Annotated in this window: 25 protein-coding genes; 3 read left to right on the top strand and 22 right to left on the bottom strand. The window is 68.4% G+C overall.

The genetic code is table 11. From position 1 onward, the window contains the following. Positions 1-4: 4 nt before the first annotated feature. The 19 genes from ACQZ13_RS02565 to ACQZ13_RS02475 form a co-directional block, all read right to left on the bottom strand. Entirely contained in the window at positions 5-271 is a 267-nt protein-coding gene (locus tag ACQZ13_RS02565) for a phosphopantetheine-binding protein (RefSeq protein ID WP_088405916.1), read from the bottom strand. Beyond that, positions 252-1,061, bottom strand: a complete 810-nt coding sequence (locus ACQZ13_RS02560; protein ID WP_431049724.1) for a lysophospholipid acyltransferase family protein — start codon at positions 1,059-1,061, stop codon at positions 252-254. The genes ACQZ13_RS02565 and ACQZ13_RS02560 overlap by 20 nt, the downstream gene beginning before the upstream one ends. Before the next feature lie 9 nt (positions 1,062-1,070). Then, on the bottom strand, positions 1,071-1,901 hold the full coding sequence (locus ACQZ13_RS02555; protein WP_431049723.1) for a beta-ketoacyl synthase chain length factor: 831 nt from the start codon (positions 1,899-1,901) through the stop codon (positions 1,071-1,073). Positions 1,902-1,973: 72 nt separating this feature from the next. Further along, the gene (locus ACQZ13_RS02550; protein ID WP_088405913.1) at positions 1,974-2,390 is read right to left on the bottom strand and encodes a F0F1 ATP synthase subunit epsilon; all 417 of its coding nucleotides are present in this window, start codon (positions 2,388-2,390) and stop codon (positions 1,974-1,976) included. An 81-nt stretch (positions 2,391-2,471) separates the two neighbouring features. Continuing rightward, positions 2,472-3,884: a F0F1 ATP synthase subunit beta gene (atpD, locus tag ACQZ13_RS02545; protein WP_088405912.1), complete on the bottom strand. Its 1,413-nt coding sequence runs from the start codon at positions 3,882-3,884 to the stop codon at positions 2,472-2,474. Between the two features lie 48 nt (positions 3,885-3,932). Beyond that, a complete protein-coding gene (gene atpG, locus ACQZ13_RS02540) occupies positions 3,933-4,808 on the bottom strand; it encodes a F0F1 ATP synthase subunit gamma (protein WP_088405911.1) in 876 nt (291 codons plus the stop codon). Between the two features lie 58 nt (positions 4,809-4,866). Next, positions 4,867-6,420, bottom strand: a complete 1,554-nt coding sequence (gene atpA / locus ACQZ13_RS02535; protein WP_431049722.1) for a F0F1 ATP synthase subunit alpha — start codon at positions 6,418-6,420, stop codon at positions 4,867-4,869. A gap of 91 nt (positions 6,421-6,511) precedes the next feature. After that, positions 6,512-7,045 carry a F0F1 ATP synthase subunit delta gene (locus tag ACQZ13_RS02530; protein WP_431049721.1) on the bottom strand — a complete coding sequence of 178 codons (534 nt, stop codon included), beginning with the start codon at positions 7,043-7,045 and terminating at the stop codon, positions 6,512-6,514. A gap of 2 nt (positions 7,046-7,047) precedes the next feature. Continuing rightward, positions 7,048-7,518 carry a F0F1 ATP synthase subunit B gene (locus ACQZ13_RS02525; protein ID WP_088405908.1) on the bottom strand — a complete coding sequence of 157 codons (471 nt, stop codon included), beginning with the start codon at positions 7,516-7,518 and terminating at the stop codon, positions 7,048-7,050. Between the two features lie 38 nt (positions 7,519-7,556). Then, entirely contained in the window at positions 7,557-7,826 is a 270-nt protein-coding gene (atpE, locus tag ACQZ13_RS02520; RefSeq protein ID WP_067066400.1) for a F0F1 ATP synthase subunit C, read from the bottom strand. Positions 7,827-7,905: 79 nt separating this feature from the next. Beyond that, positions 7,906-8,775: a F0F1 ATP synthase subunit A gene (atpB, locus tag ACQZ13_RS02515; protein WP_431049720.1), complete on the bottom strand. Its 870-nt coding sequence runs from the start codon at positions 8,773-8,775 to the stop codon at positions 7,906-7,908. Positions 8,776-8,791: 16 nt separating this feature from the next. After that, positions 8,792-9,154 carry an ATP synthase subunit I gene (locus tag ACQZ13_RS02510; RefSeq protein WP_431049719.1) on the bottom strand — a complete coding sequence of 121 codons (363 nt, stop codon included), beginning with the start codon at positions 9,152-9,154 and terminating at the stop codon, positions 8,792-8,794. 416 nt (positions 9,155-9,570) lie between these two features. Beyond that, the gene (locus tag ACQZ13_RS02505) at positions 9,571-10,515 is read right to left on the bottom strand and encodes an SMP-30/gluconolactonase/LRE family protein (RefSeq protein ID WP_431049718.1); all 945 of its coding nucleotides are present in this window, start codon (positions 10,513-10,515) and stop codon (positions 9,571-9,573) included. 94 nt (positions 10,516-10,609) lie between these two features. Continuing rightward, complete coding sequence (locus tag ACQZ13_RS02500) at positions 10,610-11,101, bottom strand: GNAT family N-acetyltransferase (RefSeq protein ID WP_431049717.1); 492 nt, start codon at positions 11,099-11,101, stop codon at positions 10,610-10,612. Positions 11,102-11,159: 58 nt separating this feature from the next. After that, positions 11,160-11,804 carry a glutathione S-transferase C-terminal domain-containing protein gene (locus tag ACQZ13_RS02495; RefSeq protein WP_431049716.1) on the bottom strand — a complete coding sequence of 215 codons (645 nt, stop codon included), beginning with the start codon at positions 11,802-11,804 and terminating at the stop codon, positions 11,160-11,162. Then, a complete protein-coding gene (locus tag ACQZ13_RS02490) occupies positions 11,801-12,520 on the bottom strand; it encodes an alanyl-tRNA editing protein (RefSeq protein ID WP_431049715.1) in 720 nt (239 codons plus the stop codon). Before ACQZ13_RS02490 ends, ACQZ13_RS02495 begins: the two co-directional genes overlap by 4 nt. A 62-nt stretch (positions 12,521-12,582) precedes the next feature. Further along, positions 12,583-13,233 carry a VOC family protein gene (locus tag ACQZ13_RS02485; protein ID WP_431049714.1) on the bottom strand — a complete coding sequence of 217 codons (651 nt, stop codon included), beginning with the start codon at positions 13,231-13,233 and terminating at the stop codon, positions 12,583-12,585. Positions 13,234-13,243: 10 nt separating this feature from the next. Next, positions 13,244-14,083 (bottom strand): PhzF family phenazine biosynthesis protein, encoded by an 840-nt coding sequence (locus ACQZ13_RS02480; RefSeq protein ID WP_431049713.1) that lies wholly within the window; start codon positions 14,081-14,083, stop codon positions 13,244-13,246. Between the two features lie 145 nt (positions 14,084-14,228). Further along, the gene (locus ACQZ13_RS02475; protein WP_431049712.1) at positions 14,229-15,443 is read right to left on the bottom strand and encodes a PLP-dependent aminotransferase family protein; all 1,215 of its coding nucleotides are present in this window, start codon (positions 15,441-15,443) and stop codon (positions 14,229-14,231) included. Positions 15,444-15,563: 120 nt separating this feature from the next. On the opposite strand from ACQZ13_RS02475, the gene ACQZ13_RS02470 reads away from it, so the two are divergent. Beyond that, entirely contained in the window at positions 15,564-17,006 is a 1,443-nt protein-coding gene (locus ACQZ13_RS02470; RefSeq protein ID WP_431053099.1) for a PLP-dependent aminotransferase family protein, read from the top strand. Between the two features lie 89 nt (positions 17,007-17,095). After that, the gene (locus tag ACQZ13_RS02465) at positions 17,096-17,878 is read left to right on the top strand and encodes a fumarylacetoacetate hydrolase family protein (RefSeq protein ID WP_088405898.1); all 783 of its coding nucleotides are present in this window, start codon (positions 17,096-17,098) and stop codon (positions 17,876-17,878) included. Between the two features lie 41 nt (positions 17,879-17,919). Here ACQZ13_RS02465 and ACQZ13_RS02460 read toward each other — a convergent pair whose 3' ends face one another. Both ACQZ13_RS02460 and ACQZ13_RS02455 read right to left on the bottom strand, forming a co-directional pair. Beyond that, entirely contained in the window at positions 17,920-19,797 is a 1,878-nt protein-coding gene (locus ACQZ13_RS02460) for an ATP-binding cassette domain-containing protein (protein WP_431049711.1), read from the bottom strand. A 34-nt stretch (positions 19,798-19,831) separates the two neighbouring features. Next, positions 19,832-20,746: a helix-turn-helix domain-containing protein gene (locus tag ACQZ13_RS02455; RefSeq protein WP_431049710.1), complete on the bottom strand. Its 915-nt coding sequence runs from the start codon at positions 20,744-20,746 to the stop codon at positions 19,832-19,834. Positions 20,747-20,898: 152 nt separating this feature from the next. Here ACQZ13_RS02455 and ACQZ13_RS02450 point away from each other — a divergent pair, with 152 nt between their 5' ends. After that, positions 20,899-22,284: a cytochrome P450 gene (locus ACQZ13_RS02450; RefSeq protein WP_431049709.1), complete on the top strand. Its 1,386-nt coding sequence runs from the start codon at positions 20,899-20,901 to the stop codon at positions 22,282-22,284. A 69-nt stretch (positions 22,285-22,353) separates the two neighbouring features. Here the strand turns inward: ACQZ13_RS02450 and ACQZ13_RS02445 are convergent, their stop codons facing one another. Further along, on the bottom strand, positions 22,354-22,920 hold the full coding sequence (locus tag ACQZ13_RS02445) for a helix-turn-helix transcriptional regulator (protein ID WP_431049707.1): 567 nt from the start codon (positions 22,918-22,920) through the stop codon (positions 22,354-22,356). Positions 22,921-22,999: the final 79 nt, after the last annotated feature.

Here is a 22,999-nt window from a genome sequence, read left to right as displayed (position 1 = left end):
TGACTCAGGCCGCGACCTTGCCGTGCGCCGCGACGAAGCGGGCCAGCGCGCTGATGCTGGCGAAATGCTGGCGCGTCTCTTCCGAGTCCGCGGCCATGCTCACGCCGTATTTCTTCTGCAGCGCCAGTCCCAGTTCCAGCGCGTCGATCGAATCCAGGCCCAGGCCGGTCACGAAGAGCGCGTCTTCGGAGTCGATCTGCTCGGGCGTCAGGTCCTCGAGATTCAAGGCCTCGATCAATAGCAGTTTGATGTCACGTTCCAGCGCCTGCATGGCTCCCTCGTTCATTCGAAAAATAATCGGTCAGATGGTCGGTCAACCGCCGGGCCGCCAGCGCGGGTTCGCCGCCGCTGGCCGCCAGGAACGGCGCCACCGCAATGTCTTCACCCACGCAGATGTCGAAGTGCAGCCGCCGCGATGCCACCTGCCACCACGGCTGGCCCTTGGTCAGGCCCAGCGGGGTGCATCGGATGGTCACCGGTGTGATGTCCTGGACGGCGCGCGTCGCGATCTGGGCGGCGCCGCGCTGCATGCGCAGCGGCTCGCCGGGCCGCGTGCGCGTACCTTCCGGGAAGATGATCAGGTTGCCAGACGCGGCAAGACTGTCCATACAGGATTGCAGCAATTCGGCCCCGGAATTGTTGCAGATGTAGGCTGTTGACCGCACCGGGCCCCTGGTGAAGGGATTGCTCGCCAGCGTGGACTTCACCACGCAGTCTGCGTTTCGCACGAGCGCGATCAGGAACACGACGTCGATCAGCGTCGGGTGGTTGGCCAGGATCAGCAGTCCGCCGCGATGCAGACGCTCGCGATGGCGGATGTCGAAACCGATCAGGCCGAGCATCCGCATCCAGCCGATGAACAGGCGGAACGTTCGATGGATGGACGTTCGGGCCAGCGCGATGCGGCGATCGCGATCGCGGACCAGCAGGTCCAGCGCCGGGAACCAGAGCAGCCAGAGGATCAGGCCGCCGACGCCGAAACTCGCGAAGGCGATCGCCGTCGCGAGCACGCGCCAGGCGCGGCCGACGGTGCGGTCGAGGAGGTCGAGGAGCGCGCCCATGACATCGGCTCAGGGCGTGTCTGCCGGAAGGGCCGGACGCGCGGGAAGACGCGACCAGCGCCAGCCGCCGGGCTGTCCGTCGATCAGGCGGTCCAGCGATGCGGCGCCTGCTGCGCTGTCGGGCGCATCCGCCGCAGCGAGCAACGCAAGCACCGGGAGACTGCCGCTGAGCCATGGCGACGACGGCGTCCCGGGCGTCAGCCTGTCGGCGGCCATGGTCTCCAGCGCGAAGGATGGGGCCGAGTCGTCGGCCGGTGCGAGCACGCAGGCCCACGCGATCAGCGCGGGATCGGCGGTGGACGGCTCGATCTGTCCGAGCGCCGCATAGGCCTCCGGCAGCGGCGCGTCGACGTGCGCGACCAGCACCTGCGGCGCGCCGTCGGCCAGCAGGCCCAGCGCTTCGCAGAACGCGGCTTCCGCGCTGTGTTCACCGCCGGCGACGGCGAGGTAGTTCTGCCGGTCCTGGCGTGCCATCGAGTACAGCGCGCCCGAGGCGTTGTGCACCGACAGGCTGAAGTGCGTCGGCGACAGCGGCTCGCCGCCGGCCAACTGCTGCAGCAGCGTCAGCGAGCGGGCGATCTCGCCCCAGCGCGACGCGAAGATCACCGGCATCGCACCCGCTCCCTCTTCCGGGGTCCCTTGCGCCCACCAGGCGGCCTGCAGCGCGGCGCGGCCCAGCGGATCGATGCGACGACGCATCATCGCCGGCACCTCCGACAGCGGCGGCTGGCCCTCGGCCGCGAGCGGCGCGGGCGAGGCGAGCCAGACGCGCCAGGCGTCCCGGGAAGCTAGACCCGGGGCCCAGGCGGCCCAGCGAACGACGCGGAAGCGGTGAGTCATGATGAAGAAAGCCCGCCTCGATGTCGCGAGGCGGGCTGCTCGGCGGGTAGCCGGATGGGGCCAGTCGTTGCTTCAGCGCTTGGCGCGGAACTTCCGCAGGGCCGCGATCTGCGCGGCCATGGCGGCGAATTCGCTCTGCGCCTTGGCGAAGTCGATGTCGCTCTTGGCGTTCTTCATCGCGTCTTCGGCGGCCTTCTTCGCGGCCTCGGCACGGGCCTCGTCGAGGTCCTTGCCGCGGATCGCGGTGTCGGCCAGCACGGTCACGACGTCGGGTTGCACTTCCAGCAGACCGCCGGCGACGAAGACGAACTCTTCATCGCCGTTGGGACGCTGGATGCGCACGGCGCCCGGCTTGATGCGGGTGATCAGCGGGGTGTGCTTGGGCAGGATGCCCAGCTCGCCGCCTTCGCCCGGCAGCGCCACGAATTTCGCCTCGCCCGAGAAGATCTGCTCTTCCGCCGAGACCACGTTCACGTGGAGGGTTGCCATTGCGTTTCCTTGATCGAGAGGTGGAAAGTCCGGTCAGCTCATCGACGGCGGGTCCCTCAGGACCGCGCCGTCGAACGGGCTTTACTGGATCTTCTTGGCCTTCTCGAAAGCCTCGTCAATCGTTCCGACCATGTAGAACGCCTGCTCGGGCAGGTGATCACATTCGCCGTTCACGATCATCTTGAAACCACGGATGGTTTCCTTCAGCGGGACGTACTTGCCGGGCGCGCCGGTGAACACTTCCGCGACGTGGAAGGGCTGCGACAGGAAACGCTGGATCTTGCGAGCGCGGGCCACGGCCTGCTTGTCTTCCGGCGACAGCTCGTCCATGCCCAGGATCGCGATGATGTCGCGCAGTTCCTTGTAGCGCTGCAGCACCGACTGCACCGAACGCGTCACGTTGTAGTGCTCTTCGCCGATGACGTTCGGGTCGATCTGACGCGAGGTCGAGTCCAGCGGGTCCACGGCCGGGTAGATGCCCAGCGACGCGATGTCACGCGACAGCACGACGGTGGCGTCCAAGTGGGCGAAGGTCGTGGCGGGCGACGGGTCGGTCAGGTCGTCCGCAGGGACGTACACGGCCTGGATCGAGGTGATCGAGCCGACCTTGGTCGACGTGATCCGCTCTTGCAGACGGCCCATTTCCTCGGCCAGCGTCGGCTGGTAGCCCACCGCGGACGGCATGCGACCCAGCAGCGCGGACACTTCCGTGCCGGCCAGCGTGTAGCGGTAGATGTTGTCCACGAAGAACAGCACGTCGCGGCCTTCGTCGCGGAAGGACTCGGCCATCGTCAGGCCGGTCAGCGCGACGCGCAGACGGTTGCCCGGGGGCTCGTTCATCTGGCCGTAGACCATGGCGACCTTCGACTTGCTCAGGTCCTCCTGGTTCACGACGCCCGCGTCGGACATCTCGTGATAGAAGTCGTTGCCCTCGCGGGTACGCTCGCCGACACCCGCGAACACCGACAGACCCGAGTGAGCCTTGGCGATGTTGTTGATCAGCTCCATCATGTTGACGGTCTTGCCCACGCCGGCGCCGCCGAACAGGCCGACCTTGCCGCCCTTGGCGAACGGGCAGATCAGGTCGATGACCTTGATGCCGGTTTCCAGCAGCTCCTGCGACGGGCTCAGCTCGTCGTAGGCCGGGGCCTTGCGGTGGATGGCCGCGGTCTTCTCGCGCGACACGTCGCCGCGCTCGTCGATCGGGTTGCCCAGCACGTCCATGATGCGGCCCAGCGTCGGCTGGCCGACCGGGACCTGGATCATGTCGCCCGTGTTGTAGACCTCGCTGCCGCGGCGCAGGCCGTCGGACGAGCCCAGCGCGATGGTGCGCACCACGCCGTCGCCCAGCTGCTGCTGGACTTCCAGCGTCAGGGTCGTGCCTTCCATCTTGAGGGCGTCGAACACCTTCGGCATCTGGTCGCGCGGGAACTCCACGTCCACCACGGCGCCGATGCACTGAACGATCTTGCCCACCGATTGAGTGTTAGCCATTTCTTCGTTCCTTCAATTCAAATCTGTTGCCTGCGATCGATCGCGAGATCAACCGCTGATGGCGGCGGCGCCGCTGACGATTTCCGACAGTTCCTTCGTGATCGCGGCCTGGCGGGTCTTGTTGTAGACCAGCTTCAGCTCGCCGATCAGCGTTCCGGCGTTGTCGGTCGCGGCCTTCATGGCCACCATGCGCGCCGACTGCTCGGACGCCATGTTCTCGGCCACGGCCTGATAGACCAGGGCTTCGGTGTAGCGCACCAGCAGCTCGTTGATCACGGTCGGAGCGTCGGGTTCGTACAGGTAGTCCCAGGCGTGACCCGCGGCGTCCGTCTCCAGCGACTCGGCCGTCAGCGGCAGCAGCTGCTGCACCACCGGCTCCTGCTTCATCGTGTTGACGAAGCGCGTGTAGCAGAGATAGACCGCCGACAGCTTGCCGTCCGCATACGCGTCCAGCAGCGTCTTGACCGGGCCGACCAGCTTTTCGAGCTGGGGGCTGTCGCCGAGCTGCGTCGCGTGCGCGACGACCTTGGCGCCGATCCGGTTCATGAAACCGAGACCCTTGTTGCCGATCGCCACCACTTCGGACTTCTGACCCGCGGACTCAACTTCCTTGAGCTTGCCGGTCGCCGCACGAAGCAGGTTGGTGTTCAGACCGCCGCACAGACCCTTGTCCGTCGTGACCACGACGAAGCCCACCGACTTGGCCTCCGGGTTCGCCACCATGAACGGGTGACGGTACTCGGGGTTGGCCTTCGACAGATTGGCGGCGATGTTGCCGACCTTCTCCGCGTACGGACGGGCCGCGCGCATCCGATCCTGCGCCTTGCGCATTTTCGAAGCGGCGACCATCTCCATGGCCTTGGTGATCTTCTTGGTGTTCTCGACCGACTTGATCTTGCCGCGAATTTCCTTGCCTGCTGCCATGATTTCTCCTGTGAGGGCCGGGTCTTGCCTGACTTCAGCGAGACCCGGTCATGGTTGCTTAGGCGAAGGACTTCTTGAACGACGTGATCGCGGCGTTCAGTTCAGCTTCCGCGTCCTTGTCCATCGCCTTGTCGTTTTCCAGCTTGGTCAGCAGGGCGGCGTGCGAGGTCTTCAGGAACTGGTGCAGGCCGTGCTCGAAGGACAGCACCTTCTTGACCTCGATGTCGTCCATGAAGCCCTTGTTCGCGGCGTACAGCGACGCGCCCATCAGGCTGATCGACAGCGGGCTGTACTGCGCCTGCTTCAGCAGTTCCGTCACGCGGGCACCGCGGTCCAGCTGCTTGCGGGTCGCCGCGTCCAGGTCGGAAGCGAACTGCGCGAAGGCAGCCAGTTCCCGGTACTGGGCCAGGTCGGTACGGATACCGCCGGACAGCGACTTGATCAGCTTGGTCTGGGCAGCGCCACCGACGCGCGACACCGAGATACCGGCGTTGATCGCGGGACGGATGCCGGCGTTGAACAGGTTGGTTTCCAGGAAGATCTGGCCGTCGGTGATCGAGATGACGTTCGTCGGGACGAAGGCGGACACGTCGCCGGCTTGCGTCTCGATGATGGGCAGCGCGGTCAGCGAGCCGGTCTTGCCCTTGACTTCACCCTTGGTGAAGGCTTCGACGTACTCGGCGTTCACGCGGGCGGCGCGCTCCAGCAGACGGCTGTGGAGATAGAACACGTCGCCGGGGAAGGCTTCGCGGCCCGGGGGGCGGCGCAGCAGCAGCGAGACCTGACGGTAGGCGACGGCCTGCTTGGACAGGTCGTCGTACACGATCAGCGCGTCTTGACCGCGGTCGCGGAAGTACTCGCCCATCGTGCAGCCGGAGTAGGCCGACACGTACTGCATCGCAGCGGATTCGGACGCGGAGGCGGCGACGACGATGGTGTATTCCATCGCACCGGCGGCTTCCAGGGCGCGCACGACGTTCTTGATCGACGACGCCTTCTGGCCGATCGCGACGTACACGCAGGTCATGTTCTGACCCTTCTGGTTGATGATCGCGTCGATCGCCACGGCGGTCTTGCCGGTCTGGCGGTCGCCGATGATCAGCTCGCGCTGGCCACGGCCGACGGGCACCATCGAGTCGATCGACTTCAGGCCGGTCTGCACCGGCTGGTCGACGGACTTGCGGGCGATCACGCCCGGGGCGACCTTCTCGATGACGTCGGTCATCTTGGCGTTGATCGGGCCCTTGCCGTCGATCGGCTGACCCAGCGCGTTCACCACGCGGCCGATCAGCTCGGGGCCGACCGGCACTTCCAGGATGCGGCCCGTGCACTTCACGGTGTCGCCTTCGACGATGTGCTCGTAGGCGCCCAGGATCACGGCGCCGACGGAGTCGCGCTCCAGGTTCAGCGCCAGACCGAAGGTCTGCGTGCCGTCCGGGGCGACCGGGAACTCCAGCATTTCGCCTTGCATCACGTCGGACAGGCCGTGCACGCGCACGATGCCGTCGGACACGGACACCACGGTGCCCTGGTTGCGCACGTCGGTGGACGCGCCAAGGCCTTCGATGCGGCTCTTGATCAGTTCGGAAATTTCAGCAGGATTCAGTTGCATTGCTTGCTCCCAGCGGCATCCCGCCGAAGCGGGACACCAGGGTGAATCGGGGGGATCTCAGGCAGTCGGGCCGAAGCCTGAAGCCGAGGCTTCAGGCAGTCAGCGCCACTTTCATGCGTTCCAGACGGGCCTTCACCGAGGTGTCCAGCACCTCGTCGCCGACCACCACACGGATACCGCCGATCAGGCCAGGCTCCAGCTCAACCTGCGCCTGCAGCTTGCGACCGAAGCGCTTCTCCAGCGACGCGACCACGTCGGCCAGCTGGGCCGGCTCGATCGGGAAGGCGCTGAAGATGTGCGCATCGGACACGCCGGACGCGGCGTTGGCCAGTTCGTGGAACTGCTGGACCATCGCCGGCAGCGCCGACAGGCGGCCGTTGGCGATCACCTCGCGCAGGAAGTTCTGAACGCCGGGCACCAGCGACTGCTTGCTCGCCGCGGACACCACCTGGAACACCTGTTCGGCGGTCACCTTGGGATCCTCGGAGAACTGGCGCAGTTGGCTGTCGCCGGCGACGAGCGCCAGCGCGGCGAGCTGCTCGTTCCAGGTCTTGAGGTCCTGGGAGGACGCGACCTGGAACAGCGCTTCGGCGTAGGGACGGGCAATGGTTGCGAGTTCAGCCATGATTACAGCTCCGTCTTGAGACGGTTCAGCAATTCGGCGTGCACGCCGGCATTGACCTCGCGCTGCAGGATCTGCTCGGCGCCCTTGACGGCCAGCGCGGCGACCTGCTCGCGCAGGGCCTCACGGGCACGCACCGACTGCTGCTCGGCTTCAGCCTGGGCAGCGGCGATGATCTTGGCGCCTTCGTCTTCTGCGCGCTTCTTCGCTTCGTCCACGATCGCGGCGCCGCGCTTTTCAGCGTCGGACAGCAGCTTGGTGGTTTCGTTGCGGGCCTGCACCAGTTGCTCGTCGACCTTCTTGTTGGCGGTGGCCAACTCGGCCTTCGCCTGGTCGGCAGCGGCCAGTCCAGTACGGATCTTGTTCGCACGTTCGTCCAGCGCCTTCACGATCGGCGGCCAGATGAACTTCATCGTGACGAACACGAGAATCGCGAAGGGGATCCACTGGATGAAGAGGCTAGCGTTGATATTCACGGCACGAGCCTTTCAGTCGTGAAAGGGTTCGGGCTCGATCAGCGAGCAACGGTGGCCAGCAGCGTGGCGGCGAACGGGTTGGCGAACGCGAACAGCAGCGCGATGGCGACGCCGATCAGGAAGGCCGCGTCGATCAGGCCGGCCAGGATGAACATCTTGGTTTGCAGTTCGTTCATCAGCTCGGGTTGACGGGCCGACGATTCCAGGAACTTGCCGCCCATCAGCGCGATGCCGATGGAAGCGCCGATCGCGCCCAGACCAACGATGATGCCGCAAGCCAGAGCGACCAGACCGAGGATGTTTTCCATGTTTTGCTCCTGAGAGAGTTAGATAAAGAGAAAGGGAAAAGGAATCGAGAAATCGCAGGGATCGAGCTGTCCGTCCGGATCAGTGCGCGTCGTGCGCCTGGCCCAGGTAGATCAGCGTCAGCATCATGAAGATGAAGGCCTGCAGCGTGATCACAAGGATGTGGAACAGCGTCCAGACCGTGCCGGCGAGGACGTGGCCGATGGCCAGGCCGATGCCGGTTCCGGTCAGGGCCCAGCCGCCACCCATCAGGGCGATCAGCATGAACACCAGCTCGCCGGCAAACATGTTGCCGAACAGTCGCATGCCATGGGACACCGTCTTGGCGATGAACTCGATGACCTGCATGAGGAAGTTGAACGGCCACAGCGCCCAGTGGTCGCCGAACGGCGCGGCGATCAGCTCGTGGCCCCAGCCGCCGAGGCCCTTGATCTTGACGCTGTAGAAGAACACCAGGACCAGGACGAAGGACGACAGGCTCAGGGTCGTCGACAGGTCGGCGGTCGGCACGACGCGCTGGTAGGCGTGGTGCGCGTCATGGGCGACGTAGTTGGTGAACAGCGTCGGCAGCCAGTCCACCGGCAGCATGTCCATGGCGTTCATGAAGAAGATCCACACGAACACGGTCAGGGCGACGGGGCCGATGACCTTGCGGCTCTTCTCGTTGTGGATGACCGACTTGGCCTGGTTGTCCACCAGTTCCACGAGGATCTCGATGGCGGCCTGGAAGCGGCCCGGCACGCCGGCATGCGCCTTGCGTGCGACACGCCACAGGATGAACACGGCCAGCAGGCCGAGGACCGTCGAATAGATGAGCGAATCGAAGTTGAAGACGCTGAAGTCGACGATGCCCGTCTGCTTCACATCTTCGAAGGCGAAATTCTTCTGCCAATGCTGCAAATGGTGGGTGATGTATTCACCCGAAGTCGGCGCGTGCCCTTCTGCTGCCATGGTGGTGTTTCCGTCTCTATTTTCTGATTCGACCCCGCCTGAGCAGGGCCAGCCAATTTGCCTTCAAGGTCACGACGAGGGTCGAGAGCATTGCCGCCCAACTCAACGATGCGTAACCCACGGCGACCGCCACCAGGATGGCGACCGCCAGAATGATCTTCACCAGCTCCCAGACCGCGAACGTGAGCATCGGTGTGCCCGCGTCCCTGGCTGATTGCCGCGTCATGCCCCACGCCATCAGGGCGTTCGGCAGGACGACCGAGGCGGCACCGAACAGCGCCGACCAGGTTTTGTCGGCTTGCAGGGACAGCAGACCCCACAGCGCGACCATGACCGCCCCCGCCGCGGCCTGCCAGGTCAACAAGGACCAGACGGACATCGCCGGGAGCCGGGCCCGCAAGTCCTGCGCTTCTTCTCGCGTCAGGGGCTTGAAAGCCGGTTCGGCAGCCGCATCTCCTTCCGTTCCATCGTCCCAGGGATCCTGGCTGGCGGTGCCGCGGTCGTTCGTCGGAACGGGCCGGGGCGGCGCTGCGGGCGACGCAACGGGTGCGTGCGCTGGATCGGGATTCACGGCGTCAGGGGGCGAGCTGCAAAACCACGGGATTATAGGGGTTCTGGCCTTACAAGCCCTTAACAGCCCGTCGCGCCGGCCCATCCGCGCCGACTTGACAGCCCGGACGAACCACGCCTAGAGCTCTCCCGAGCCCTGTTCATCGGCTTTCACATCACTTTCAGCACAGGCCTGCGCGCGGTGTGCGCGCAACACCTGCCCCCCCCCAGTCGCCCGGAAAGCCCTCAGTCTTCCCAGTGTGCGAACTGAACCGGCAGCCCCGGCACAGCCACGCGCATCTTCAGCACGCAGCCCGCCCAGGGCTGGGCGGCCAGCTCGGCCTCGCTGCGCTTTTCCCGTGCGGTGGTGACGAAAAGGGTGCGCATGTCCGCACCACCGAAGGTCGGCATGGTCGCGCATCGCACGGGCAGTTCGACGCGCTGGAGCACCTCGCCCGACGGCGACAGACGCAGGAGCTGCTGCCCTTCCATCATGGCGATCCAGTAGGCGCCTTCGACGTCGACCGCCGCGCCGTCCGGCCGGCCGCCGTAGCTTTCCAGCGACTGATCCGGCGCGCGCTTCTCGAAGCTGGCGAAAACTTCGCGTGGGCCGACGGTGCCGGTTTCTGCATCGAAACTCAACCGGTAAATCTCATGGGCCTTGGTGTCGGCCCAGTACATGGTGCGACCATCCGGGCTCCAGGCCAGGCCGTTGGACACGGTGATACCGTCCTGGACCTGCTCGAAGGCGCCATCGCGCAGGCAGTAGAGCGCCGATTCCGGCTGGCGGGCGTCGTCGATGGTGCCGACCCACAGCCGACCCTTCGCGTCGGCCTTGCCGTCGTTGAAGCGGCGCTTGGACGCGTCATAGGGCGGGTCGAGCAGCTTCTCGTACGCGCCGGTGGCCGGATCGAAGCGCCACAGCCCGTTGCGCTGCGGGATCAGCAGCTTGCCGTCGGGCAGCGGCACGATGCACCCCGGCTCGTCGTTGAGCGGCCAGCGGGTCGGCGTGTCCGCGCCGTTGTCGAGCCGGAACAACGCCTTGCCCGGGATGTCGACGTAATAGAGGCATTGCTCCAGAGGGTGCCAGAACGGCGACTCCCCGAGCAGCGCCGGCGTCAGCGACGCGGGCTCAAGGCGGTAGAGGTCGTCCGAGGACGTCGTCGAAGCGGCATGGGGCTGTTGGCTCATGCCCCCATGCTATGCCCGTAACCCGACGAAACCGGATCACCCTGCCGACGAACTGGCGGGACCGCCCCGGCGTCGTTCCGGCGGCGCTCCGGACTCAGTCCAGGTCGACCTTCAGGTAATGCGCGCCGGCGATCGGGTTGAAGTAGTACGGCGGGATCTCTTCGAAGCCCAGGCTCTCGTACAGGTCACGCGCGGCTTCCATGTCGTCCAGCGTGTCCAGCAGCATGCTGGAGTAGCCGGCGGTGGTGGCGCGATCGATCAGCGCCTGCGCCATCGTGCGACCCAGGCCGAAGCGGCGGAACGCGGGGCGGATGAACAGGCGCTTCATCTCGCAGGCGTTGGCGTAGTCGGAATCGGTCATCGGCCGGAATCCGCCGCAACCCGCGATCTGGCCGTCGACCAGCGCCAGCAGCAGCGTGCCCTGCGGCGCGTCGTACTCGCCGGGCAGGGAAGCGAGTTCCTGGTCGAAGTTCTGGAAGTCCAGGTCGATGTCCAGGCTCTGCGCGTATTCGCGCATGATCACCCGCGCTTCTTCCCACAACGGGGGCGAATCGGGGCAGATCAGTCGTATCTCAGGCGTGTCCACAGCGGGCGAGTGTAGCGAGACGGTTCCGGCGATCAAGCGTCGCGTCTAGAGGCGCTCGTCAAGGACCGGCGGCGGGGCCGTGGGTCGCGAAACCGGGACGGGCCAGCAGTCGCTGGTACCAGGCCTCGACAGCGGGGAGATCCGCATGCGCGATCGGCGCGGCGCGCCAGCGATGGGCGGACAGGCCCAGCACCACGTCCGCGAGCGTGAAGGTCTCGCCGAGCACGAACGGCCCGCCGGCGCGCACGAGCTGGGCGTCGAGCATCGCCATGTGCCGGTTCCAGTTTGCGACGCTGGCGTCGATCAACGCGACATCCTGGTGCTGCGCGCTCTTGCGCACGGTGCCCATGAACGCATACCGCCAGCTGTTGTTCAGTTCGCCGCCCTGCCAGTCCATCCACATCTCGACGAGCGCGCCCTGCCGGGGTTCGTCGGGCAGCAGGTCGACGCGACCCTCGCGACGTGCGAGGTGGCGGCAGATGCTGTTGCTCTCCCACATGGAGAACGGCGCGCCGGCCTGACCGGCCGTATCGGTCTCGTCGATCAGCACCGGCATCATCGCGTTGGGGTTCAGTGCGCGGAAGGCTTCGGCCTTCACATCGCAGTCTTCGCGCTGCAGGTCCAGGCCCAGCTCGACGCCGACCCACAACACCTTGCGGACGTTGATGGACGCCGCGCGTCCGAGCACGCGAAGACCGCTCATGGGGATGTCGCGAAGCTGAGCACGACACGCCGCGTCTTGGCCGACTTCTTTTCAATCTTGGTGACGACGACCGCGCCAATCTCCGACGTATTGGCGACGTGCGTGCCGCCGCAAGGCTGCAGGTCGACGCCGTCGATCTCCAGCAAGCGGACACGGCCGGTGCCGCGCGGCGGTTGCACGCTCATGCTGCGCACGAGCGTCGGATTCGCGTCGAGGTCCTCGTCGCTGATCCAGCGGTGCCCGACCGGATGCGCCTCGGCGACGAGCCGCGCGATGCCGGCCGTCAGCGCGTCCTTGTCGAGCGCGTCGGTCATGTGAAAGTCGAGCCGCGCATACCCCGCGGTGATCGAGCAGCCGTCGACCGGATGCGGCACCAGCGCGCACAGCAGGTGCGTCGCCGTGTGGAAGCGCATGTGGGCGTGACGGCGCGTCCAGTCGATGCGCGCCGTCACCGGCGTGCCGGCGTCGAGTCCGCTCAGGTCCTGATCCGGCGCGGGCAGATGCAGGATCTCGCCGCCTTCGCCCTTGCGGGTGTCGGCGATGAGCAGCTCACGCCCGCCGGGCAGCGTCAGCGTGCCGGCGTCGCCGGCCTGCCCGCCGCCTTGCGGATAGAACACCGTGCGGTCCAGCAGCAGGCCGCGTTCGTCGGCGCGCAGCAGCGTCGCGTCGCACTCGCGCAGCTGCGCATCCTCTCGGAACAGATCCAGCGTGCTCATCGGGTTCTTGTCGTCACTTCAGCGGCTCTCGGGCGGCGCTTGAGCCGCCCTTCATCGGAACTTCAGCGCGCGGCCGGCAGGACGTCGTCGAGGTCGCCGGACTGCGTCGGCGCATCGGACAAGGTCCCTTCGATCGCTTCCAGCTCGACCGTGCCCTTGGGCGTCGAGAGCTGCGCGCGCAGACCGTCGCGGGCTTCGAAGCCCAGCAGCTGCACGCCGCTTTCCGGCAGCTTGTCGGTCGGATGGGCGTCGCCCTTCCACTCGATGGGCACCGGCAGCCCTTCCTTGCGCAGCCGGCGGCCGTCCTCGCGCAGCGCGATGCGCCAGCTCAGGTCGCCGCGGGCGGCCTCGACCGCCTCACCGGCGTCGACGCCCTCGCCCGACCAGGTGGCCAGCGTCGCGTCCAGGCTGGACACGCGCGCCACCCAGTGCAGCAGCGACGGGCCGTCCTCCTTCAGGCGCTCGCGCACGGCGGGCTGGTCCAGGTCGAACCAGCGCGGCCGGCCCGGATCCGGCGCTTCCGGATCGATCGCGATGATCTCCAGGTAGCAGCGCGGATAGGTCGGCGGCCCGCTGATGTTGAGCAGCAGGTTGTGCGTGCCCATCAGCGCATGGCGCCCACCGGGTTGAGGCGACACGCCGAGGACGCGCTCGCACCAGGCGCGGCCCTCTTCCAGGGTGTTCGCGGCGACGACGAGATGATCGACTTCCATGCTCATGGCTTCACAACCTCACCTGACCGTGGATCAACGGCGTGACATCGCCGCCAATCCAGCAATGTCCGCCCTCTTTCGCCACATGCACCCGGCCGGCACGCCCGAGGGCGGCGCCCTGGGCGGCCACATAGCGGTCGGGCGCCAGACCGGCGCCTTGCAGCCATAGTGCCAGACCCGCGTTGAGGCTGCCCGTGACCGGGTCTTCAGCGGGGCCGAGTCCGGGCACGAAGGCCCGCACCTCGAATTGCAGCGGCGAGCCCGCAGGATAAGCGCCAACGACGCCCAGCTTGAGTCGCCCCATGGACACGTAGTCCGGTTCGAGCGCCAGGACCGCCTCGGCCGAGGCCAGGCGCGCCGCCATCCAGTCGGGGCCGTTGTTCACCCAGACGACGTCCAGCAGGTCGGCGTCGGGGACGCGCAGCGCCCGGGCCACCTGTTCGCGCAGCGCCGGTTCGACCGGCCCTTCGCGCAGCAGCGGCGGCGCGGCGAAGGCCAGCCGTGCGCCGTCGCGGCGGATGCGCACCAGGCCGATGGCGCATTCCTGTACCACCTCGCCGGGCCGCTTCGGATCCCCGCCGGAGGACAGCCACGCATGGCAGGAGCCCAGCGTCGGATGCCCGGCGAAGGGCAGTTCGCCGCCCGGCGTGAAGATGCGGACGCGGTAGTCGGCGTCCGGATGCGTGGGCGGCAGCAGGAACGTGGTTTCGGAGAGATTCGTCCACTCGGCGAACTTCGCCATCGTGGCGTCATCCAGGCCGGCGCCGTCGATGACGACGGCCAGCGGGTTGCCCTTCAGCGCCTCGGCGGTGAAGACATCGACTTGAACGAAGCGGCGGAGTTCGGACATGGGGACCCTCGGAAAAGCAAGGCGAGTCGATCCGTTCCGCCTGTCGGGGCGGTGACGGGTGACGGGAACAGGGGACAAGCCCCGACCCCGGACGGGGTCGGTGTCGGTGTCGGTGCCCGTGCGGGTACCGACGACGGCTCGTCGATCAGGGCGCCGTTTCGGCGGTGGTCAGCGCGAGCGCCTCGTGCAGCACGCGGCCGAGCTTGTCGACGCCTTCGGCGATCAGGTCGGGCGTCAGCGTCACGAAGGACAGTCTCAGCGTGCGCGTGTCCGGCTGGTGCGCGTAGAACGCGGCGCCCGGCACGTAGGCGATGCCGGCGTCGACCGCGCGCGGCAGCAGCGCCATCGCGTCCAGTCCCTCGGGCAGGCGGATCCAGAAGAACATGCCGCCTTCCGGGGTCTGCCACTCGCAGCCGGGCGGCAGCGCGGTTTCCAGCGCCTTGGCCATCGCATCGCGGTTGGCCTTGTAGCGGGCGCGGATCTTGGGCACGTGCTCGTCCAGGAAGCCGCCCTTGATGACCTCGTGCACCACGCGCTGGTTGAAGCCCGGCGTGTGCAGGTCGGCGGCCTGCTTGGCCTGCAGCAGCTTCGGATAGAGCTCGGTGGGCGCGACGATGTAGCCCAGGCGGAAGCCCGGCGTCAGCACCTTGGAGAACGAGCCCAGGTAGATGCTGCCTTCGGGCCACAGCGAGCTGAGCGAGGCCGGCGGCGCCTGGTCGAACCACAGGTCGCCGTAGGGGTTGTCCTCGACGATGGGCACGCCGGCCTTGCGGGCCGCGGCAACCACGGCCTGGCGGCGCGCCAGGCTCATCACGCGGCCGGTCGGGTTCTGGTAGTTCGGCAGCAGGTACGCGAAGCGCGTGCCCGGCGCGTCGTGCGGCAACGCTTCGATCGCCGAAGGCAGCGGGCCTTCGTCGTCGCTGGCGAGGCTGGCGAAGATCGGTTCGTACGGCGTGAAGGCCTGCAGCGCGCCGAGGTAGGTCGGCGTCTCGACCGCGACCGGCGCGCCGGAGTCGCACAGCAGCTTGCCCACCAGGTCCAGCCCCTGCTGCGATCCGCTGGTGATCAGCACCTGGTCCGGCGAGGCGTTGATCCCCAGCGTCGCGACCTTGGCCGCCACCCACTCGCGCAGCGGCGCGAAGCCCTCGCTGGCGGCGTACTGCAGCGCCTCCTTGGCGTTGTGCGTCAGCACGCGGTCGCAGGCGGTCTTGATGGCTTCCACCGGGAACGTGTCCGCGCTGGGCAGGCCGCCGGCCATGGACAGGATGCCCGGCTTCTCGGTGACCTTCAGGATCTCTCGGATGATGGACGGGTTCATGCGCGCCGCGCGGCGGGCCTGGGTCCAGGGACTGCGGTTCATGGGGGGTTGTCTCCGGTTGAGCGGACCAGTCTAAGGCGTCGACCAGCACAGCACCAATACACTGCGCCATACCACCGCATGATCTGTATCGGCATGGACACCAGCACAGCCCACGGCAGCATGAGCGCGCCCAACAGCGCGAATGTCGCGCCGGTCGCCCTCTCCCGCAACGCCAGCCAGCCGCTCGCGCAGCAGCTGGCGCAGCGCTTCGCGGCGCGGATCCAGCAGCGGCTGCTGCTGCCCGGGGCGCGGCTGCCGTCGGTGCGGGACTGCGCGCGGCATCACGGCGTCAGTCCGTACACGGTCGTGGCGGCCTACGACCAGTTGCTCGCGCAAGGCCTGCTGGAGGCGCGGAAGAAGCGAGGGTTTTTCGTTCGCGAAACCCGGATGCCGCCGCCGCGCCCGACACCCGCCCACGATGTCTCTCCGGCGCCACTGCCGCCGCCGGTCGACGCCAGCGCGTTGATCCGCGGCATGTTCCAGGCGGACGCGCGGCGTTCGCCGGGGCTGGGCACGCTGCCGGCGGAATGGCTGGATCTGGGACTGCTGCAGTCGACGCTGCGACGGCTCGCAGCGAACGCGGACGACGCGCTGCTGTCCGGCTACGGCGAGCCGCTCGGCGACGAGCGCCTGCGCCGCGCGTTGTCGCGTCGGCTGCTGGACATCGCCGTCCAGGCCGCCCCGGACCAGATCATGAGCACCGTGGGCGCGACGCACGGACTGGACCTGATCACGCGGGCCTTCCTGGAGCCCGGCGACGCCGTGCTGGTGGACGACCCCGGCTGGGCGATCGAATACGCGCGCCTGTCGCAGGCCGGGATGCGGCTGCTGCCGGTGCCGCGCGGCGCGCACGGGCCGGACATGGCGGTGATGCGCCGGCTGATCGAGGAACACCGGCCGCGCATGTATGTGACGGTGTCGGTGCTGCACAACCCGACGGGCGCGACGCTGGACCTGGCGCACGCGCACCAGGTGCTGCAGCTGGCGCACGAGCACGACCTGCTGATCGTCGAGGACGACACCTACGCGCTGTTCGCGCCCAACCACGCGCCGCGGCTGGCGGCGCTGGACCAGCTGCGGCGCACGATCTACGTCTCCGGCTTCTCGAAGATGCTGTCGCCGGCGTGGCGCGTCGGCTTCGTCGCGGCGAGCCCCGAACGCATGGCGCGCCTCACCGACCTGAAACTGCTGGCGTCGTTGACGACCAGTCCGCTGATGGATCGCGCGGTCGCGCTGTGCCTGGAGCAGGGCCTGCTGCGCAAGCACGCGGAACGGATCGCCGCGCAGCTGGTCTCCGCGCGCCAACGCTGCGTACGACTGGCCGAGGACGCCGGCTGCCGCTTCGCCGCGACACCGGCGGGCCTGTTCGGCTGGGTCGACGTGGGCGCCGATACCGAGCGCCTGGCGCCTGTGATGATGGACCAGGGCTGGTTGATCGCACCGGGCATCCTCTTCAGCCCGACGCGCACGCCGGGCACGCTGATGCGGATCAACTTCGCGACCTCGCAGGATCCGAAGTTCTGGCAGGCGCTGGAGCGGGCGCGGGAGGCGCTCAAGCGCTGATGCGCTGAAGCGCCGGATCGCACTCACCCTCCCCTTCGCCCGAACGCTCGTCGAGATGCCGACGAGCGTCACGCATAAGATCGACGCCCATGACGATCTCCACCTCCTCCCCCGTCGACCTGGGCGCTGCGCTCGCCGAGGCCTGGACCGCCGACACCCTGCTCGACGATGCCGCGTGGTCGCTGCCCGATGAAGCCGCCGCCTACCTGGCGCAGGCCGAGCTGGCGAAGCGGCTCGACTGGCTCTCGCCCGGCCGGGTGCAGTTCTGGAAGTGCGGCGGCTCGTCGCGCGAGGGCGCGCTGGGCAGTTCGCCGCTGCCGCCGCAACGCGCACGCGAGGTGCGCGGCCTGCGCAACGGCGGTGACTTCGGCGAGTTCGCGCTGGTCGGTGCGGAAGCTGAGATCGCCCTGCGCCTGGGTCAAGACGTGACCCCGGAGATGGCGGCCGCGCTGGTGCCCGGCCAGGCCGAGCACCTGATCGATGCGATGTGCGTCGCGGTGGAATGGCTGGGCTCGCGCTGGCAGCGCGGCCTGGGAGCGGACAACACCCTGCGCCTGGCCGACGCGCAGACGCACGGCGCGCTGGCGCTGGGTCCGTGGCAGGCCTGGAAGCCGGGCCACGACTGGGCGAACCAGCCCTGCGAGCTGATCGTCGAGGGGCAGGCGCCCATGGGCGGCGTCGGCGGCCACGGCCTGAACGATCCGGCCTGGGTGGTCGCCGGGTGGCTGCAGATCGCGACGCGCGGCGGGCTGACGGTACCGGCGGGCAGCGTCGTCACAACGGGCTCCTGGCGCGTGGCGACGAAGCTTGCCAAGGGCGCGACGGTCACCGCCCGCTACGAAGGCCTGGGCGAGTTGACCGTCCGCGCCTGAAGTTCAGGGCCGGGCAATCAAGGTGATTGCCCGCCTGACCATCACTTCCCGTCGAGCTCTTCCCAGCGCGTCATCAGCGTCAGCAGCTCGTCGTCGATCTCGGCGGCGCGGTTGGTGACCTCCGTGATCCTGGCGGCCCCCTGCTGGTACAGCTCGGTGCTGTTCAGCAACGCCTGCAGGTGCTTCTGCTCGGTTTCGAGCGCGCCGATCTGCTTCGGGATCTCGTCCAGCTCGCGCTGCTCCTTGTAGCTGAGCTTGCGCTTGGTCGCGACGACCGGTGCCGGCGCGGGGGCCGAAGCGGGCGCCGGCGTGGGCGCGGCGACCGGGGCCTGGCGCGCCTTGATCTCGGCGGCGCGCTGCGACTGCTGCAGCCAGTCCTCGATGTCGCCTTCGTACTCGCGCCACTTGCCGCCGCCTTCGCTGACGATGGTCGAGGTCACGACGTTGTCCAGGAAGCGCCGGTCATGGCTGACCAGGAACACGGTGCCGTCGTACTCGGCCAGCAGTTCCTCCAGCAGCTCCAGCGTCTCGATGTCCAGGTCGTTGGTCGGTTCGTCCAGCACCAGCACGTTGGCCGGCCGCGCGAACAGGCGCGCCAGCAGCAGCCGGTTGCGTTCGCCGCCGGACAGGCTGGACACCGGCGATTCCGCACGCGCCGGCGAGAACAGGAAGTCGCTCAGGTAGCTCTTGACGTGCTTGCGCTGGTTGCCGATCTCGATCCACTCGCTGCCGGGGCTGATCGTGTCGGCCAGCGTCGCGCTGAGGTTGAGCGCGTCGCGCATCTGGTCGAAGTAGGCGACCGACATCTTCGTGCCCAGGCGCACCGTGCCGCTGTCGGGCGGCAGTTCGCCGAGGATCATCTTCAGCAGCGTCGTCTTGCCGGCGCCGTTCGGGCCGATCAGGCCGACCTTGTCGCCGCGCAGGATGGTGCCGGTGAAGCCGTCGACGATCACGCGGTCGCCGAAGCGCTTGGACACGCCTTCCAGCTCCGCCACGATCTTGCCGCTGGAATCGCCGGTGGCGACGTCCAGCCGGACCTTGCCCTGCACGTCGCGGCGGGCCTGGCGTTCGTTGCGCATCTCGTGCAGGCGCTGCACGCGGGCGACGCTGCGGGTGCGGCGGGCTTCGACGCCCTTGCGGATCCAGACTTCCTCCTGGGCCAGCAGCTTGTCGAAGCGGGCGTTGGCCAGCGCCTCGTTCTCCAGCTCGTAGGCCTTGGCGGCCTGGAAGGCGGCGAAGTTGCCGGGATAGCCGCGCAGCTGGCCGCGGTCGAGTTCGACGATGCGGTTGGCGACGTTGTCCAGGAAGGCGCGATCGTGGGTGATCAGCAGCAGCGAGCCCTTGAAGCCGTTCAGCAGCTCTTCGAGCCAGCGGATCGCGTCGAGGTCCAGGTGGTTGGTCGGTTCGTCCAGCAGCAGCACGTCGGGCTGCGCGACCAGCGCGCGGGCCAGCGCGACGCGCTTCTTCAAGCCGCCGGAGAGTTCGCCGATCCGGCGGCCGCCGTCCAGGTCCAGGCGGTGCAGCGTCTCGTCGACGCGCTGCTCCCAGTTCCAGGCGCCGATCTGCTCGATGCGCTCCTGCACCCAGCCGAGGTCGTCGTTCTCGTCATGCGCCTCGTAGCGTTCGCGCAGCGCCTTGGCTTCGGCGACGCCTTCGCTGACGACGTCGAAGATCGTCGCCTCGGGGCGCAGCTCGGGCTCCTGCGGCACGTAGACGCTGGTGAGGCCCTTTTCGAGCTGCAGCAGCCCGTCGTCGAGCTTCTCGATGCCCGCGAGGACCTTCAGCATCGAGGACTTGCCGGTCCCGTTGCGACCGATCAGACCGACGCGGTCGCCGGTTTCGAGGGAGAAATTGGCGCCGTCGAGCAGCGGCACGTGGCCGAAAGCGAGGTGGGCGTTGGTGAGGGAAAGGACAGCCATGGGGCGATTGTCCTCGAAGGGCGTGACGACTCCCTCAGACCCAGACGCGGTAGGCCCAGAACGCCTCGTCCTGGGCGACGCGGCGGCGCAGTTCCTCGGGGCTGAAGCCGCTGAGGCGGCGGGTCTCGCGGCAGAGGTGGGCCTGATCGGCGTAGCCGTGGTCCTGCGCCAGCGCGCTCCAGATCACGGCGCCCTCGTCCTCGTCGAGCTTGCGTACCTGCTGGAAGGTGGCCTCGGCGCGGCTGACCAGGCGTAGCGCGCGCAGGCTCTGACCGCTCCACTGCTTGATGCGGCGTTCCGCCTGCCGGACGCTGCGCCCGTGACCCGCCGCGATCGCGCGCAGTGCCAGGTGTTGCATCCAGCCGGCATAGCCGCGCGGCGGCGGATCGTCCGCCAGCACCTCGTCGCGCACAGCGCGCCAACGTGGCAGCAGGAAGTCCTCCAGCGTGCGCCGGGCCGTCTGTTCGTCGGGGGCCGCGAGCATCGCGGCGTCGAGCGCCTGCCACGCGGGATCGTCGATGAACGACAGCGGCAGCATCCGGTCCTTGAGCTGGCCGAGGTCGACGCCCGTCATCGCCTGCAGCGCCTCCGGCCGGATCGCGACCATGAAAGCCCGGCAGTCGGACGTCGCCTGGAAGCGCTTGGGGCCGCCGCGCGGACCGCCGATGACGCTGCTGGGCAGCCAGGGACCCGACTCGCCATCGCCGTTGCGACCAGAGGCGCCCTCCTCTCTCACGGCCAGCTCCCGCACGCGCCCGCTCAGGGTCCAACTCAGTCCGCACAGCGGCGTCGCGGGGAACCAGCTCTGGCATTGCGCATCGGTCAGGGTGTCTCCTTGCTCGTTCGCCGCCGACAAGTCTCGCCATAGGTAGGCGTAGAGACAGCCCTCCAGCGCGCGAGGCGGGATGTGCAGGCGAGCGACGGTACCGGGATGCAGGGGAGCGTCCATGCGTCGCAGTCTAGGCGCACCGCCCGTCTTGCTCCCTCTCCCGCACCGCGGGAGAGGGTGGGGGTGAGGGCCAGCGGCGGCGGCAGTACGGACACGCACGATGTCGCTTCGATTCAAGACGTCGAGGATTGAGGCGGCGACCATGCGGCCTCATGAGCCACGTCCTTGCGATCCCCGACACCGTGCCCGGTCCGCGTCCGCGCTGGGCGGGTCTGCCCGAAGTCCTGTCCATGCGCCGCGACTACCTCGGCCACATGCAGCGGCTGCAGCAGCAATACGGCGACATCGTCCACCAGCGGCTGCTCGGCCTGGACGATTTCAACTTCTTCCATCCCGACCAGGTCCGCGAGCTGCTGATCGCCGGTCACGACGGAATGATCCGCTGGGAGCGCGCGACGCAGGTCTTCGCCGACGCGCACGGACAGAGCGTGCTCGTCGCCGAGGGACCGGCGTGGCAGCGTCAGCGCAAGCTGCTGCAGCCGGGCTTCGCGCCGCAGCGCGTGCAGGGCTTCGTCCCGCTGATGGTCGATGCCGCCCATCGCGCCCTGGATCGTCCCGCCGCTGGATCCGGCACATCGGACGTCGACATCGACTTCGAACAGCTGATGACGCTGCTCACGATGGACGTGATCCTGCGCACGCTGTTCTCCACCGGCGAGCGCGAGGATGTCGTCGCCGAAGCCTCCTGGGCGGTGCACGAGCTCGGCAGGATCGCGATGGGCGAGATGTACGTGCCGGTGAGCGCCCCGCTGTGGGCGCCGTGGAAACGCGGCAAGCGCCGCGCGCTCCGGTCGTTGGACACGCTGATCCGCGGCCATCTCGCCGGACGCCGCGAGCGCGCACGGCGCGGCGAGCCGCCGCCGGACGACCTCCTCGCGATGCTGATGTCGCTGCGCGACGCCGACGGTGCCGCGCTCGACGACACCGCCCTGCGCGACGAATGCATGACGACCTTCCTGGCCGGCCACGAGACCAGCGCGGCCGCGCTGACCTGGTGGGGCTGGTGCATGGCCGCGAATCCCGATGCGCAGCAGCGCGCGGCCGACGAGGTCGACGCGGTGCTCGGCGGCCGGACGCCGACGGCGGCGGACCTGACCCGCCTGCCGTGGCTGAGCCTGTGCATCAAGGAGACGCTGCGCCTGTATCCGCCGGCGCCCGCCCTCTTCTCCCGCCAACTGACCGGCGAGATGGCGATCGCCGGCCTGCGCCTCCCGCGAGGCGCAATGATCCGGCTGACCCCGGGCGTGATCCAGCGCGACCCGCGCTGGTTCGACGAACCGGACGCCTTCCGCCCGGAACGCTTCGATCCGGCGGCGGGGCATCGCGAGATCCCGCGCGGCGCCTGGATGCCCTTCGGCGCGGGACCGCGGGTGTGCCTGGGCGGCCACTTCGCGCTGATGGAGATCACGCTGATCGCGGCGATGGTGCTGCAACGGCATCGCCTCGCGCCGGTGCCCGAAGCGCCGCCGCCGACCCCGGTGCTCAACATCACGCTGCGTCCGGCGACGCCGCTGCGGCTGCGGCTGCTGCCGCGCTGAATCGGCGCAGTGAATCTTTTATTCGTGGACGGCGTGCGAGGCGGTCCGTAGCCTCGCGGCATGGCCGCCTTACGAGATCGTCTCGGTCAACCGAACGAAACTCCCGTCCGAGAGCTGGAAGCGCACCCAACGCATCCGGCTCGACAGGATGGGCATGTCCTGCTCCACCGAGGCGCCGGTGTCGAACTCGACCGCGCCGGGCGCCGGCTCGTACCAGCCGAGCGCGTCCAGCCGCGCCTCCTGCGCCACGATCTCCGGCGTCGCGTAGCACCACAGCGCACGTCCGATCAACTCGGAGCGCGGCAGGCGGCAATGGTGTTCGCGACTGCGCGACATCGCCAGCAGACGATGGCTGAGATCGCAGATCAGATGCACCGCGCCGGGCGCGCGTTCGACCAGGCGGCCGAGTTCGAAATCGGCGGCGCTGTCCAGCCTCGCAGCCATCAGCCGCCGCAGCGCCTGCTGCTCGTCCAGCGAGGGCGCGGCGACTCCGGATTCCCAACGCGACACCGTCGTCTGCGAGACGCCCAGTTCGGCGCCGACCGCCCCCTGTTTCAAGCGGCGCAGCGTGCGCCATTGACGCAGGCTGCGGCCGAGCTGGCGGGCATCGCAGGAGAGCAGCGGCGAGTGGTTCATGGCGCGGCGGCGGGCAATCGGAAGAAGGAAGGATCGATGTCGATGTCGATGTCGATGTCGATGTCGATGTCGATGTCGA

This window comes from Roseateles sp. L2-2, from assembly GCF_050613215.1.
Lineage (GTDB): Bacteria > Pseudomonadota > Gammaproteobacteria > Burkholderiales > Burkholderiaceae_C > Roseateles > Roseateles noduli.
The sequence above is the reverse complement of the archived record's forward strand: the minus strand, read 5'-3'. Positions and strand labels throughout refer to the sequence as shown.

Excerpts from the sequence above, each read along its gene's own strand:
- ACQZ13_RS02565 (WP_088405916.1), bottom strand. The coding sequence starts at position 271 with ATGCAGGCGCTGGAACGTGACATCAAACTGCTATTGATCGAGGCCTTG.
- ACQZ13_RS02560 (WP_431049724.1), bottom strand. The coding sequence starts at position 1,061 with ATGGGCGCGCTCCTCGACCTCCTCGACCGCACCGTCGGCCGCGCCTGG.
- ACQZ13_RS02555 (WP_431049723.1), bottom strand. The coding sequence starts at position 1,901 with ATGACTCACCGCTTCCGCGTCGTTCGCTGGGCCGCCTGGGCCCCGGGT.
- ACQZ13_RS02550 (WP_088405913.1), bottom strand. The coding sequence starts at position 2,390 with ATGGCAACCCTCCACGTGAACGTGGTCTCGGCGGAAGAGCAGATCTTC.
- atpD (WP_088405912.1), bottom strand. The coding sequence starts at position 3,884 with ATGGCTAACACTCAATCGGTGGGCAAGATCGTTCAGTGCATCGGCGCC.
- atpG (WP_088405911.1), bottom strand. The coding sequence starts at position 4,808 with ATGGCAGCAGGCAAGGAAATTCGCGGCAAGATCAAGTCGGTCGAGAAC.
- atpA (WP_431049722.1), bottom strand. The coding sequence starts at position 6,420 with ATGCAACTGAATCCTGCTGAAATTTCCGAACTGATCAAGAGCCGCATC.
- ACQZ13_RS02530 (WP_431049721.1), bottom strand. The coding sequence starts at position 7,045 with ATGGCTGAACTCGCAACCATTGCCCGTCCCTACGCCGAAGCGCTGTTC.
- atpE (WP_067066400.1), bottom strand. The coding sequence starts at position 7,826 with ATGGAAAACATCCTCGGTCTGGTCGCTCTGGCTTGCGGCATCATCGTT.
- atpB (WP_431049720.1), bottom strand. The coding sequence starts at position 8,775 with ATGGCAGCAGAAGGGCACGCGCCGACTTCGGGTGAATACATCACCCAC.
- ACQZ13_RS02510 (WP_431049719.1), bottom strand. The coding sequence starts at position 9,154 with ATGTCCGTCTGGTCCTTGTTGACCTGGCAGGCCGCGGCGGGGGCGGTC.
- ACQZ13_RS02505 (WP_431049718.1), bottom strand. The coding sequence starts at position 10,515 with ATGAGCCAACAGCCCCATGCCGCTTCGACGACGTCCTCGGACGACCTC.
- ACQZ13_RS02495 (WP_431049716.1), bottom strand. The coding sequence starts at position 11,804 with ATGAGCGGTCTTCGCGTGCTCGGACGCGCGGCGTCCATCAACGTCCGC.
- ACQZ13_RS02490 (WP_431049715.1), bottom strand. The coding sequence starts at position 12,520 with ATGAGCACGCTGGATCTGTTCCGAGAGGATGCGCAGCTGCGCGAGTGC.
- ACQZ13_RS02485 (WP_431049714.1), bottom strand. The coding sequence starts at position 13,233 with ATGGAAGTCGATCATCTCGTCGTCGCCGCGAACACCCTGGAAGAGGGC.
- ACQZ13_RS02480 (WP_431049713.1), bottom strand. The coding sequence starts at position 14,083 with ATGTCCGAACTCCGCCGCTTCGTTCAAGTCGATGTCTTCACCGCCGAG.
- ACQZ13_RS02475 (WP_431049712.1), bottom strand. The coding sequence starts at position 15,443 with ATGAACCGCAGTCCCTGGACCCAGGCCCGCCGCGCGGCGCGCATGAAC.
- ACQZ13_RS02470 (WP_431053099.1), top strand. The coding sequence starts at position 15,564 with ATGAGCGCGCCCAACAGCGCGAATGTCGCGCCGGTCGCCCTCTCCCGC.
- ACQZ13_RS02465 (WP_088405898.1), top strand. The coding sequence starts at position 17,096 with ATGACGATCTCCACCTCCTCCCCCGTCGACCTGGGCGCTGCGCTCGCC.
- ACQZ13_RS02460 (WP_431049711.1), bottom strand. The coding sequence starts at position 19,797 with ATGGCTGTCCTTTCCCTCACCAACGCCCACCTCGCTTTCGGCCACGTG.
- ACQZ13_RS02455 (WP_431049710.1), bottom strand. The coding sequence starts at position 20,746 with ATGGACGCTCCCCTGCATCCCGGTACCGTCGCTCGCCTGCACATCCCG.
- ACQZ13_RS02450 (WP_431049709.1), top strand. The coding sequence starts at position 20,899 with ATGAGCCACGTCCTTGCGATCCCCGACACCGTGCCCGGTCCGCGTCCG.
- ACQZ13_RS02445 (WP_431049707.1), bottom strand. The coding sequence starts at position 22,920 with ATGAACCACTCGCCGCTGCTCTCCTGCGATGCCCGCCAGCTCGGCCGC.